Source organism: Chitinophaga silvisoli (genome assembly GCF_003412465.1).
Lineage (GTDB): Bacteria > Bacteroidota > Bacteroidia > Chitinophagales > Chitinophagaceae > Chitinophaga > Chitinophaga silvisoli.
This window is the reverse complement of record NZ_QTJV01000004.1, coordinates 224,700-238,377: the sequence shown is the minus strand read 5'-3', so window position 1 is coordinate 238,377 and position 13,678 is coordinate 224,700. Positions and strand designations below refer to the sequence as shown.

At 43.5% G+C, this 13,678-nt stretch carries 8 protein-coding genes; 7 read left to right on the top strand and 1 reads right to left on the bottom strand.

The genetic code is table 11. From position 1 onward, the window contains the following. Positions 1–35: 35 nt before the first annotated feature. Positions 36–326 (bottom strand): Asp-tRNA(Asn)/Glu-tRNA(Gln) amidotransferase subunit GatC, encoded by a 291-nt coding sequence (gatC, locus tag DXN04_RS13040; protein ID WP_116853794.1) that lies wholly within the window; start codon positions 324–326, stop codon positions 36–38. Between the two features lie 233 nt (positions 327–559). Here gatC and trpS point away from each other — a divergent pair, with 233 nt between their 5' ends. From trpS to DXN04_RS13005, 7 genes are all read left to right on the top strand, one after another. Then, positions 560–1,558 carry a tryptophan--tRNA ligase gene (gene trpS, locus DXN04_RS13035; protein ID WP_199415038.1) on the top strand — a complete coding sequence of 333 codons (999 nt, stop codon included), beginning with the start codon at positions 560–562 and terminating at the stop codon, positions 1,556–1,558. 124 nt (positions 1,559–1,682) lie between these two features. Further along, positions 1,683–2,318: a deoxynucleoside kinase gene (locus DXN04_RS13030; protein ID WP_116853793.1), complete on the top strand. Its 636-nt coding sequence runs from the start codon at positions 1,683–1,685 to the stop codon at positions 2,316–2,318. A gap of 82 nt (positions 2,319–2,400) precedes the next feature. Next, positions 2,401–3,162 carry a hypothetical protein gene (locus tag DXN04_RS13025; protein ID WP_116853792.1) on the top strand — a complete coding sequence of 254 codons (762 nt, stop codon included), beginning with the start codon at positions 2,401–2,403 and terminating at the stop codon, positions 3,160–3,162. Beyond that, positions 3,150–4,712 carry a ComEA family DNA-binding protein gene (locus tag DXN04_RS13020; protein WP_116853791.1) on the top strand — a complete coding sequence of 521 codons (1,563 nt, stop codon included), beginning with the start codon at positions 3,150–3,152 and terminating at the stop codon, positions 4,710–4,712. Before DXN04_RS13025 ends, DXN04_RS13020 begins: the two co-directional genes overlap by 13 nt. A 653-nt stretch (positions 4,713–5,365) precedes the next feature. Then, positions 5,366–8,563, top strand: a complete 3,198-nt coding sequence (locus DXN04_RS13015) for a SusC/RagA family TonB-linked outer membrane protein (RefSeq protein ID WP_116853790.1) — start codon at positions 5,366–5,368, stop codon at positions 8,561–8,563. A 39-nt stretch (positions 8,564–8,602) separates the two neighbouring features. Beyond that, positions 8,603–10,039 carry a SusD/RagB family nutrient-binding outer membrane lipoprotein gene (locus tag DXN04_RS13010; RefSeq protein ID WP_116854315.1) on the top strand — a complete coding sequence of 479 codons (1,437 nt, stop codon included), beginning with the start codon at positions 8,603–8,605 and terminating at the stop codon, positions 10,037–10,039. 399 nt (positions 10,040–10,438) lie between these two features. After that, positions 10,439–13,669 (top strand): SusC/RagA family TonB-linked outer membrane protein, encoded by a 3,231-nt coding sequence (locus tag DXN04_RS13005; protein ID WP_116853789.1) that lies wholly within the window; start codon positions 10,439–10,441, stop codon positions 13,667–13,669. Positions 13,670–13,678 lie beyond the last annotated feature (9 nt).

Sequence of the window (13,678 nt, the reverse complement as noted above, 5' to 3'; positions counted from 1 at the left end):
TTTCCTTGATGTGTGCCTTTATATGGGTATAAGGATTACTTTTTGATCACTTTAGGAACTTTAAAGTATTGATCATTGGCAGCAGGTGCGTTTTGTAAGCCTTCTTCCCGTGTGATGGAAGGAACTACTTTATCCTCACGGTACACATTACGATCGGCAGTCATGTGCAATATTGGCTGAACCGCAGAGGTGTCTAGCTCATTCAGTTTTTCCACGAAGGTGATCATTCGCTGGAGATCTCCCTGAATAGATGTTTTTTCCTCCGGGGTAAATTCAAGTCTTGCCAGGTCTGCTAACTGATCTACCAGTTGTTCGTTCACTTCCATAGTTCAAATTAAATGAAAAGATAATGAAATATTTATTAAACCGGCGTTAAAGTTACTAAATACTAAAGAGAGTATCATTATTCGCTGCCAGGTATTGCCTTAGGCCGGCCACAGGCAATTCCCCGTCCCGAAAAACAGGCTTCTTCCGAAGGCGGAAGCCCGTTTTTCGGTGGAAAGAAAATGCAGTCCCCTCACAGGGTAGCTCCTAAGAATTTCCTAAATTGCACCCCATTATGGCAAACAAAGAGATAGTAGTAAGCGGTATCCGCTCTACCGGATTTTTACACTTAGGCAATTATTTCGGCGCAATCCGCAATTATGTAAAGATGCAGGAAGCCTATAACTGTTATTTTTTCGTAGCAGACTGGCATTCCCTGACAACCCATCCTGATCCCAAAGACCTGCGTGGCAACGTTTACCGCGTACTGGCAGAAAATATAGCTTCGGGCCTCGACCCGGAAAAAGTATCGCTTTATGTACAGAGCGATATCCCTGAGATTGCAGAATTATACCTGCTGCTCAACATGTTAGCTTACAAAGGCGAGCTGGAAAAAGTACCTACATTCAAGGATAAGGTACGCCTGAACCCCGACAACGTAAATGCCGGCCTGCTCACTTATCCCGTACTCATGAGTGCCGATATCCTCGTGCATCGTGGTGTAAAGGTACCTGTAGGTAAAGACCAGGAACAACACCTGGAGATGGCCCGCAACTATGCACAGCGTTTCAATAAGCGCTATGGCCAGTTATTCCCTGAGCCGGTGCCATTTAACTTCGGCGATGACCTGATCAGAATTCCAAGCCTGGATGGTGAGGGTAAAATGAGTAAGAGCGAGAACCAGATGGCTACCTTATACCTTTCTGACAGCGATGACCTGATCATCAAAAAAATGAGCAAAGCTAAGTCAGCCACCGGTAAAGAAGAAGATGGCAGTATGCCCGAAGCAGTGAAAAACCTTTTCAGCCTTATGGACCTGGTATCCACCCCGGATGTAATCGAACACTTTAAGAAAACATTCGAGGATGGCAGCATCCGCTATGGTGATATGAAAAAGCAGTTAGGCGAGGACATGGTGAAATTTATTGCCCCTATCCGCGAAAAAGCTAAATCCTTACAGGAAGATCAGACTTACCTGAACAAGATCATGAAGCACGGTGCGGAGAAAGCAAGGGAAAGTGCGGCACAGACTTTGCATGAAGCGAGAAAACTCATCGGCATTAATTACTACTGATCATACGAAGGAACCGCAACATTTTTAAGGTGATAATCAGATAAAATTGTAAATTATGGGTTGTCACCTAATGATAGTTGCTGCTCACTGGCTTCAAATAAATGATTAGTGACCTCGATACAACATGGCAAAAAATAACAAGCTCAAACACATCGCGATAGCCGGGAACATTGGTGCCGGTAAGACTACACTTACTGAAATGCTCGCAAGGCATTACAAATGGGACCCGCAGTTTGAAGATGTAGAGCACAATCCATATCTTAATGATTTCTATGAAGATATGCCCCGCTGGTCCTTCAACCTACAGGTGTATTTCCTTCATGGAAGATTGAAACAACTGCTGGATATTCAGAATGGCAATGACATTGTAATTCAGGATCGTACTATATACGAAGATGCACACATCTTTGCCCCCAACCTCTACGAGATGGGCCTGATGACAAAGCGCGACTTTGACAACTACTTTAATTTCTTCGAGACGCTGAAGTCAATGGTGAAACCACCGGATCTGCTGATCTATCTCAAGGCTTCTGTACCTACACTGGTAGCACAGATCCAGAAGAGAGGCAGGGAGTACGAGGAGAACATCCGTTTAGACTACCTGAAGCGCCTGAATGAGTATTATAATAACTGGATAGAGAGATATACGGAAGGTCCTTTATTAATCATCGATATCGATAAGAATAAGTTTCCGGAGAGTGATGAAGATTTGGGAGAAATTATTTCAAAGATAGACTCACAGCTGCACGGGCTGTTTTGATAGGCAGGCAATCCCGCATGCCACACAAAAAAAATGTCTCATACTCATGGTGTGAGACATTTTTTTTTGTAACTTCTATCATATGAAATCCATTGTTGTTACCATCTGTTGCACCTGCTGGTGCATCCTTACTATTTGTGCTCAGCCTACCGCAGGTACATACAGCAAACATCATCAACGACTCTTTACCGCACTACAAAACCAGGCTGCACTCGGCTGGCTGAAATCCACGACCATTGGTGTAAATACAGAACGACGTTTTTTACTAAACGCCCTTAGTATTCACACGCTCGCCATCGCCTGGCCCACTCATGCCGGCACATTTGCAGGTATCCTGAAACAAACCGGTTTTCGTGCCTGGCACGAACAATTATTTGCCTTTGCCTATAGTCACAACATGGGTGAAAAATGTAGTGCAGGCATGCAGGTAAATTACTTCAACACCACTACCCAGGGATATGGCAGTACGCATACACTGACAGCAGAAGCAGGCACCCTATTTCAACTCAGCCCCCGGTTATTCGCAGGCATCCACGCCTTCAATCCTGTCAATACACCCACACTACCCGCCATCCTCTCCGCTGGCCTGGGTTACGAAGCCAGCGACAATTTACTACTCAGCACCGCCCTGATCCAGCAGGAAGGTATTCCGCCTGCCCTCAAAGTCATGTGCGAATACGCATTCATCCCTCAGTTCCTCCTGGAATTAGATTGGTGCAACGACCCTATGCAAAGAAACATGGCCGTGTCTTTTGAGCTTAAAAGGCTATTTATAAAAGTATACGCTGCCCATCATCCTCAATTAGGTTTTTCACCCGGAACTACAGTCATATGGCAGGTATAAAATTAATAGTGCTGATAAGCCTGTGTCTTCCCTTAACAACATTTGCAAGACAGGAAGACGATCTTGTGAATGAGGACATGCAATGGCAGCAACTGGAAACCTACAGGAAACATCCATTATCATTGAATAAAGCAGATGTAGCTGCACTGGCTTCATTAGGTCTTTTAACCAGCTTACAAATTGATGAATTGATCAATTATAAAAAGCAATTCGGAAATTTGTTAAGCATCTATGAATTGCAGGCCGTTCCCGGGTTTGATGAAACCACTATTCAGCTGATCTTACCTTATATTACAGTTACAGAAAATAGTAAAACTGAAGAAGGAGAGCAAACAATACTTGCAAGAAATAACCTCTTGAAATACCGTTCATCTACCATCGGGATACAACTAAAAAAAGATACCTACAATGCTTATTATTTTATTAAAAATTACCGCAAAATAAAAGCGCTTGCTATCGGTGATTTTACAGTAAATATGGGCCAGGGTTTAATCAACTGGCAGGCCTATGCCCTGGGGAAAAACGGCATGATCACCCATATCAAAAGAGAAGGGGAAATCATCAGGGGCGCTACCTCATCAGGCGTAAACAGAGGGGCTGCAATCACCTTACAACAAGGGCATTGGGAAAGCACAGCCATCATCTCATTAACACAGGTAGGGGCTAATATTTCTTACAAATTGCCGCAGGCACATGTAGGTGTCAATTGGCTCAATCAAAATGTAGGAATGGATTATAGCATCTCTTTACGCAACTATCACTTCTTCGGCGAGCTTGCTGTCAATCAAGGAAAGGCAATGATTATAGGTATGCTCGCAGGTATCGGGAAGATAGCAGACCTTGCCATGTTTTACAGGCATTTCAACACCGGCTATGTACCTCTCCAGGCCAATGCAATGGGTGAAAACTCGCGTCCGGTCAATGAAGAAGGCCTCTATACCGGTATCAGCATTCATCCTATCAAACACTGGCAACTGGATGCTTACGCAGACATCTTTCACTTTCCATGGTTACAATTCAACACTACCGCTCCTGCAGATGGCCAGGAATTGTTTGCAGCACTCACCTATACGCCTGACAAAGAAACACGTCTTTACTTCAGGTACCAATACAAACAAAAATTCCGGCAGTCAAAAGGAAACTATTTCCTGCCTCCTATGATGCAAACCATCCATGAGAATTATAGATTTCAATTGTCCTTTTCACCTTCGAAAGACCTTACCTGGAAAACCAGGGTGGAGGCAAACACCTGGCAGGATGAAAATGGCAAACAATATGGTGGCTTATATCAACAGGAATTGGCCTATCAGTTCCCACAGTGGCCCCTGCGTTGCTCCCTGAATTATATCTGGTACAATACAACAGGAACAGATACGCGGTTTTATATACCTGACAGAACTGTATTATACGATTATAATTTATCACAACTCTATGGCAAAGGATCCAGGCAAAGTTGCACACTGAGGTGGAAAAAAGGGAAGCATTTACAAGCCTGGGCAAGGCTTGAAACAGGTGGCCCTGTTACACTACAAGTGACATATGCCATCTGATAGCAACAAAAAATATCACCTTACTATCAAAGTAAATGTTTCATAATATCTCAAAAAAGAGCAAAAATCTGATTACAATTTCAAAAAATCAGTCAATAAATGCTAAAATATCGCAGAAATAGAAGTGTTATCGAAAGTTAAATTTTCTCATATAGAATATTGCAAATAATTTATATACATATGAAAAAAAATTGCACTCTTAAAAAAAGGTTAAATTTTTCTTGGTGGTGAGTAATTTTTTTCTCTAAATTGTGCTCCTCAACCAAAATCTAAATCGTAATTATGAAAGGGGCCAGCATCTCTTTATCCAGTTTACATTTTTTATGAATACTTTGTCAACCTGTGTACAGCGGTATAGCAGTACGCTTTTGCTTATGAACTAGGATAAGATTCATTCTGTGCTTCAAACTACCATCCAGGTTCTTGCCGCCTTCATCCCGGATGGTAACTTTTAAAACAACAACTAAATTGTAAAAACCTAAATCGTAAAAACCTGAATCAAAAATTCTAAATCGTAAAAATTCTAAATCGTAATAACAGCACACTGTGTTCTGATTCAACTTATTGTACTAGGGGAACCTATCTAAATCTTTACTGTCAAAAACAGGGGAACCTATTATTTTTTTTATTGTCAACTAAAATCTAAATCGTTTATGAAAAGAGCGTTACTCTTTTTCACCATGCTCATGGTGAGTGTAACCCTGACGTATGCGCAACAGCGCCAGGTTACAGGAAAAGTCACCGGCCCGGACGGTTCACCTGTACCTTTTGCCACTGTACAAATCAAAGGAACTAACACTGGGACAACCACAGATCAGGATGGATTTTTCAAACTGAATGCGAAACCAGATGCTGTATTGATTGTGCGTAGCGTAGGATACATTTCTCAGAATATTCCGGTAGGTTCATCCGGTACTGTTAGCGTGGCATTGAAATCAGATGACCAAAACCTGCAGGAAGTTGTAGTAACTGCCCTCAACGTAAAAAGAAACAAGAACGAACTGCCTTACTCCGCGCAGACAGTTGCAGCAGAAGAATTAAACAGAACAAGAGATGTAAACATTACCACCTCCCTGGCAGGTAAAGTTTCCGGTCTCGAAATTCGTAAGAATAACACCCTGGGTGGTTCCACGAACATTGTACTGCGTGGTGCCAAATCCCTCAAAGGCAATAACCAGGCGCTCTTCGTAGTAGATGGTGTGCCTATCGATAACTCCAACACCAACAGCGATGACCAGTTAAAAGGTTTGGGTGGTTATGACTACGGTAACGCCGCAGCAGATATCAACCCCGACGATGTAGAATCAGTGAGTGTACTGAAAGGTGCCGCTGCTACTGCATTGTACGGTTCCCGCGCTTCAAATGGTGTGGTGATGATCACAACCAAAAAAGGTTCAAGAGGATTAGGTGTTACCATCAACTCTGGTGTGAATATTGGTAAATACGACCCTTCTACCTTTGCAAAATATCAGAACAAGTATGGTGCTGGTTATGGCTCCGGATACGGTTCTCCTGATGGTTATTTCTACTATACCGATGTAAATGGTGATGGTATTGAAGACCGTGTAGTACCTGTTACAGAAGATGCCTCCTATGGTGGTAAATTCGATCCAAACCTGCAGGTATATCATTGGGATGCTTTCTATGATAAATCTCCCTATTACATGAAAACCCGCCCATGGGTAGCAGCTTCAAACAATCCAAGTGCAATGTTTGAAACTGCTGTTGGTACTAACAATAGTATCACTGTAGATGGTGCTGGCGATAAAGGTTATTTCAAACTCGGCTATTCCAAATTCATCGATAAGGGTATCATGCCTAACAGCCGTATCGCTAAGGATCTGATCAACTTTGGTGCATCTTACAATCTCTCCAGCAAGTTAACCGCAAGTGCTTCCATAAATACTACTATGATCGATGGTCTCGGGCGTTATGGTACAGGTTATGATTCCAAAAACCTGATGACCAACATGAGACAATGGTGGGAAACCAACGTAGATGTAAAGGAACAGAAGGAAATGTACCTCGCTGAGAAACGTAACATCACCTGGAACCAGGCAGATGTAGGCGCACTGAATCCTATCTTCTGGGATAACCCTTACTGGACCAGGTACGAAAACTATGAAACGGATGGCCGTACCCGTCACTTCGGCAACATCAGCCTGAACTATAAAGCTGCAGACTGGTTAGATGTAGTAGGCCGTGTATCACTGGATACTTACAATGAACATCAGGAAGAAAGATCCGCCATCGGCTCTATCGATGTATCTAAGTTCAGTGAATACAAACGTACATTCAGCGAGTATAACTACGACCTGATGCTGAATTTCAACAAGAACATCTCACAGGACCTGAGTTTCAAAGGTATCCTGGGTGGCAACGTTCGCCAGACAAACATCAGCTCTATTTTATCTTCTACCAACGGCGGTCTCCTCATCCCTCGTTTGTATGCCCTGCTGAACACAGCAAACCCAATGGAAGCGCCAACAGAAAAAGCCAGCAGAGAAGAAGTGGATGGTGTATATGCTGCGGCTAACTTCGGTTTCAAAGAATTATTATTCCTGGACCTGACCCTGAGAAGGGATCAGTCTTCTACACTGCCTAAAGGTAATAACAGTTACTATTATCCCTCTGCCTCTCTCGGTTTTGTATTCTCTAAACTGATTCCGCAGGCTACCTGGTTAACCAATGGTAAAGTAAGAGTAAACTGGGCACAGGTGGGTAATACAGCACCTGCATTATACACACGGAATTACTACGACGTACCAACCGGCATCGATGGTGTACCATTAGCTTCAGTAGGTGGTACCAAGTACAACCCTGATCTGAAACCAGAAAAAACAAAGAGCTTCGAAACAGGTCTGGAAATGTCTTTCCTGGGCAACCGTTTAGGATTTGATGCAACTTACTACAGACAAAATACCGTTGACCAGATCGTTCCCCTGCCAGTATCAACCAGCACTGGTTATGACTACAAAGTGATCAACGCCGGTGATATCCAGAACCAGGGTATTGAATTGTCTGTATTCGGTACTCCTGTCAAAACAAAAGACTTCTCCTGGACCATCAATGTAAACTGGTCACGTAACCGTAATAAAGTAGTATCCCTGCCTGGTATCGACAAACTGCAGTTGGGTGACTACCAGGGAGGTATCACTGTGAATGCAGTATTAGGCCAGCCTTATGGAACTATCACCGGATCTGATTTCATCTATAAAGATGGTCAGAAAGTAGTAGATGCAGATGGTTATTATGAAATCACCAATACTTCCAATCACACAATTGGTAATGTAAACCCTGACTGGATTGGTAGTATTTCCAATACACTGAAATATAAAAACCTGGCCCTGAGCTTCCTGGTCGATGTACGTCATGGTGGCGACATGTTCTCACTGGATATGTACTATGGTCTGGCTACAGGTCTCTTCCCTGAAACAGCACTTGTTAATGATCTGGGCAATGAGTCGAGAGCACCCCTCAGCGAAGGCGGTGGGGTAATTCTGCCTGGTGTAACTGAAGATGGTAAACCAAACGCTACACGTATCGCAAACGAATACGGTACCTATGGTTACTATTACAATCCTGACAAAGCATTCGTATACGATGCGAGCTATATCAAACTGCGTGAACTATCGCTGACATACTCTTTACCAACATCTGTGATCAGACACATCAATCCTTTCAAAGGAGTTGATTTTTCACTGACAGGCCGTAACCTCTGGATCATCCACAAGAACCTGCCTTATGCAGATCCTGATGATGCGCTCAGCTCCGGCAACTCACAGGGCTTTACAGTAGGTGCTTATCCTGCAGTAAGAACATTTGGTGCTAATGTGAGATTACGTTTCTAATCAGTGGAGTAGATGTTTAAAAAAAGTAAAAAAGCAATCATGAAAAAATATATCATATACGGTTCCTTTGCTGCTATGGGCATACTGTCTTCAGTATCCTGTACCAAAAATATTACCGACTTAAATACAGACCCGACTAAACCCAGTGCTGTCAGTTCCTCAGCTCTGTATGCAAGCGCTACAAAAGAAATGGCAGATGCGATCACCAGTACAAACGTAAACCTGGGCATCTTCAGACTCATTGTTCAGCAATGGACAGAGACCACCTACATCGATGAGAGTAACTATAACCTCGTCACCAGAACCATTCCAGACAACTTCTGGGATGCTTTCTACACAGATGCTTTAATGGATCTGAAAGAAGCAAAAAAAGTACTGGAAGCAGATGTAAATACAGATGCTACTGTAAAGAAAAATATGCTGGCGCAGATTGATGTAATGTCAGTATATGGTACATCAGTATTGGTGAATACATTCGGTAACGTACCATATTCCCAGTCACTGAATTCAGATAGCCTGTTCAACAAATACGATGATGCACATACCATCTATACAGATCTGATTGCACGCCTGAATGCAGACCTGGCTAACTTCGACGAAAGCGCAGCAGGTATGGGTGCTTCCAACATGCTGTTCAGCAGTGATGAAATCGTAAACTGGAAAAAATTTACCAATTCACTGAAACTGCGCCTCGGTATCCTGCTGGCTGATGTTGATCCGGCTACAGCACAAACCATCGTAACAGAAGCATCTGCAGGTGCATTCGATACACAGGGAGAATATGCAAAATTCCCTTATTCAACTATTCCGCCAAACACCAACCCACTGTGGGAAGACCTGGTACAAAGCGGTCGCCAGGACTTCGTAGGTTCCAATACATTTGTTGATTATATCAACTCGGTAGAAGATCCAAGAAGACCTTTCTATTTCACAACAATTGGCGGTATCTATAAAGGTGGTACAAATGGTGTGAAGAGCCCGTATGCAAATTATTCTCATCCTGGTTCACTGCTGGAGAAGAAAGATCTGCCCGGTGTATTCATTGATTATTCCGAAGTAGAATTCATCAGGGCCGAAGCCGTAGAAAGAGGCTGGGCAGTAGGCGGTACCGCTATGACCCACTATAACAACGCAATCACCAACTCCATATTATATTGGGGTGGTACAGAAGAAGATGCCCTGACTTATCTGGCCAGACCTGATGTAAATTATCTGACTGCCGCCGGCGACTGGAAACAAAAAATCGGCATGCAGGAATGGATTGCGCTGTACAACCGCGGCTTTGATGCCTGGACAGCACAGCGCCACCTGGATTATCCACAACTGGTACCTCCACCAAAGGCACAGTCCGGATATCCTGTTCGTTTCACTTACCCGATAGCACAACAGAACCTGAATACAGAAAATTACAATCAGGCAGCTTCAGCTATTGGCGGAGATGCAGCAGAGACGAAATTATTCTGGGATAAATTTTAATAAGCAATACCCTAATTATTAGAAAAGGTTGCCGGTTTTTACCGGTAACCTTTTTTTTGCCTAAGCGCCTCCTTATCAAGTGTAAAAAACACGTCCCCTAAATTTCCGGATCCTTACCGCCGCAGTCAATCTTCATACCTTCCTGCGCAATTGAACCATTTATAATAACTGTATGTTATAATAGTAATTTGACGCTTTAAGGAAACTCAAAATCTAATTAACTCGAAGTCTAAGTAACTCAAAGTCTAAAGAAAGGAACCGTGCCCTGATCCTAATCGTCAGGAGCTCTCAATTGTAAGTTTTTTATTCTATACCATCCTCATACTACATGAAACTGTACCGCTATGCGGTATACGACTGTTTTATGCCATATGGTAAACATAATAAATCAACATCGTTATGTTAAAGCACTTACTTACCTTTTTCATTATTGTTACATTCATCACAGGGATACATGCTCAACAGTATGTTGTAACCGGTAAAGTCACCGGTCCTGATGGTGCCCCCGTTCCCTTCGCTACCGTTCAGGTCAAGGGAACTACCAGAGGTACTACTGCCGACCAGGCCGGTAATTTTAAGATAGCCCTGGAAACCGAAAGGGCAATCTTACAAATTCGAAGCGTAGGCTATACCATGAAAGAAGTGCCAGCAACCAGCGGTGGGGTGGTCAATGTCTCGCTGGCACAGGACAATCAAAATCTTCAGGAAGTAGTCGTTACAGGTCTCGGTATCAAACGTGAAAAGAAAGCATTGGGTTATGCAGTACAGGACGTAAAAGGTGACGAACTCACCAAAGCCAGTCAGGGCGATGCGCTCAGGGCTATGTCCGGTAAAGTGGCCGGTATGCAGGTCATCGGCTCCGGTGGTACACCAGGTGCCGCTACATTCATCAAATTGAGAGGTACGAACTCTCTCACAGGAAACAACCAGCCACTGTTTGTAATAGATGGTATTCCGGTGGATAATGGACAAAACTATTCAGGCGACCCTTCAGATGGTACGAACAACCTGCTGCAGGGTGCTTCCAATACCAACCGCGGTGCGGATATCAACCCCGAAGACATTGAAAGTATCTCCGTCTTAAAAGGACCAGCCGCCGCAGCCCTGTACGGTATCGATGCTGCAAACGGTGCAATTATCATCACTACCAAAAAAGGAAAATCAGGCAGAATGCAGGTAGATTTCAGCACCGGCGTTTCCTTCGATGTAGTAAACCGCCTGCCAGGTATTCAGAAACAATTTGTAAAAGGCTCAGGTGGTGCCATCGCACCCTACAGCTCCAGCAACCGTTATTCATGGGGTGCCAATATCGATACCCTCTACTGGGATGGCAATGCCAATGAATTTGATAAACACGGTAATGTAGTAGGTGCTTCTAATCCTAATGCAAAAACAAAGTTTGTTCCCTACGATAATACGAAGGATTTCTGGCGTACAGGCGCTACTTACAATAACTCACTCTCCTTTACAGGTGGTACAGACGCTGCTACTTACCGCATGTCTGTTTCTCACATGTATCAGAACTCCATTGTTCCGCTACAGAGTTATACACGTACTACGATCTCCATGGCAGGTACATTGAAAATCTCTGAAAGAGTGAAAGTATCTGCCAATATGAGTTATACAAATGATGGTGGTAATATGCCTCAGAACGGTAGTAATACTTCAGGTATTATGCTCGGCCTGACAAGAACGCCTATCAATTTTGATAACTCTAACGGAGGACTGAAAGCAGATGATCCCAAAACATACCTGTTATCAAATGGCTTAGTCAGGTCATATAGAAATGGTATTTATGACAACCCTTACTGGACCATCAATAAAAACCCATATACAACAAATGTTAACCGCCTGATCGGTAGCACCCAACTTGACTGGAACATCTGGAAAGACCTCTCCCTCACATACAGGATAGGTACGGATGTATACCAGGATAACCGCCACCAGTATTATGAAATCCAATCCGGTGCTTATTCCGGTGGTCGTGTGTTTGATGACAGGTATACATATAGGAGTGTGAACTCAGATGCGATTCTGACCTGGGCAAAACAACTCTCCAAAGATTTCAGACTGGATATCAAACTCGGTAATAACTATTACTCCCGCAAACTGGATGAGCTGTATGCACAGGGGGATGGTCTGACAGCTGCAGGGTATGACAACATCAGTAATGCGACTGTTCAGAAGTCATATAATTTCGTTACACCCTATAGAAGAGTATCCGGGTATTTTGATATCAACCTTGATTTCAAATCAATGTTGTTCCTGGAAATAACAGGTCGTAATGACTGGTCCTCCACATTACCCAAGAACAGTAATTCCTTCTTCTATCCCTCTGCCAGCTTAGGATGGGCATTCACAGAGCTGGAAGGGCTGAAGGATAATGATGTGCTCAGTTTTGGTAAGATCCGTTTATCAGTAGCACAGGTAGGTAAGGATCCTGGTGAATTCCGTACCCGCTCATTCTTTGCACCTACCACCTTTGCAGATGGTTATACATCAGGGGTTTCTTTCCCGTATGATAGTAAGGGTAGTTTCTTCCTGGACAATGTACTGGGTAACCCTGGTCTGAAACCGGAAAAAACAACTTCATATGAAGCCGGTTTGCAACTCCAGTTTTTACACAACAGAATAGGATTGGATGCGACCTATTATTATTCAAAAGGTACAGATCTGATCGTACAATCACCGATAGCAGGTACTTCCGGCTTCCAGTTTGTAACCCTGAATGCGGGTAGCATCCGGAACAATGGTGTGGAAGTTACCTTAAACGGTAAGATCATTGCAGACAAACCATTCACCTGGGATATGAATATTAACTATTCCATGAACAGGAGTAAGGTACTGAAACTGGCACCAGGTATCAGCCAGATTACAGTTAACGGTTTTACAGGTACAGTGATCGCACACCTGCCTAATGAACCCGCAGGTATCATCTATGCATATGGATGGCTGAGAGATGGTAATGGAAATATCGTGATCAGCGATAAAGCTGATGACTACGGTTATCCGGTAGTATCTACAGAACAAAGGGCAGTAGGTAATCCGAATCCTAAGTTCCTGATGGGATGGGGAAATACATTCAGCTATAAAGGATTCACATTATATACACTCGTAGACTGGAAATGTAAGGGTGATATCTGGAATGGTACCCGTGGCTCACTCCAGGCCATCGGGACATCCAAATATACGTTGAACCGGGGAGAGGAACATACATTTGCAGGGGTAATGGGGCACTTAAATGACGCAGGTGAACTGGTGCACACACAAGGTAGTACGGAAGTAGCCGGTGCAGGTCCAACCAATACCACAGCAGTACCACTGGATGAAGCCTGGTACCTGGGTAATGGCGGTGGTTTCGGTGCACAAACAGAGACCTTTATCGATGATGGTTCTTATGTAAAATTGCGTGAAGTAACCTTATCCTACGATTTCAAAGGATTCAGAGAATCTAAGTTTATCAGGGGGATCACGGTAAGTACGTTTGCACGTAACATTATTTTATGGACACCCTACAAGGGAATTGACCCGGAAACAAGTTTGACAGGGGCTACAAATGCACAGGGTATTGATTACTTCAATATGCCCGGTACCAGCAGTTTTGGTCTGAATTTGAAGTTCCATTTCTAAACCGTTAAA

What these genes read in the sequence shown, in the direction of transcription:
- DXN04_RS13030 (WP_116853793.1), top strand. Translation starts at nt 1,683, where the DNA reads ATGGCAAAAAATAACAAGCTCAAACACATCGCGATAGCCGGGAACATT.
- trpS (WP_199415038.1), top strand. Translation starts at nt 560, where the DNA reads ATGGCAAACAAAGAGATAGTAGTAAGCGGTATCCGCTCTACCGGATTT.
- DXN04_RS13010 (WP_116854315.1), top strand. Translation starts at nt 8,603, where the DNA reads ATGAAAAAATATATCATATACGGTTCCTTTGCTGCTATGGGCATACTG.
- DXN04_RS13020 (WP_116853791.1), top strand. Translation starts at nt 3,150, where the DNA reads ATGGCAGGTATAAAATTAATAGTGCTGATAAGCCTGTGTCTTCCCTTA.
- DXN04_RS13015 (WP_116853790.1), top strand. Translation starts at nt 5,366, where the DNA reads ATGAAAAGAGCGTTACTCTTTTTCACCATGCTCATGGTGAGTGTAACC.
- gatC (WP_116853794.1), bottom strand. Translation starts at nt 326, where the DNA reads ATGGAAGTGAACGAACAACTGGTAGATCAGTTAGCAGACCTGGCAAGA.
- DXN04_RS13005 (WP_116853789.1), top strand. Translation starts at nt 10,439, where the DNA reads ATGTTAAAGCACTTACTTACCTTTTTCATTATTGTTACATTCATCACA.
- DXN04_RS13025 (WP_116853792.1), top strand. Translation starts at nt 2,401, where the DNA reads ATGAAATCCATTGTTGTTACCATCTGTTGCACCTGCTGGTGCATCCTT.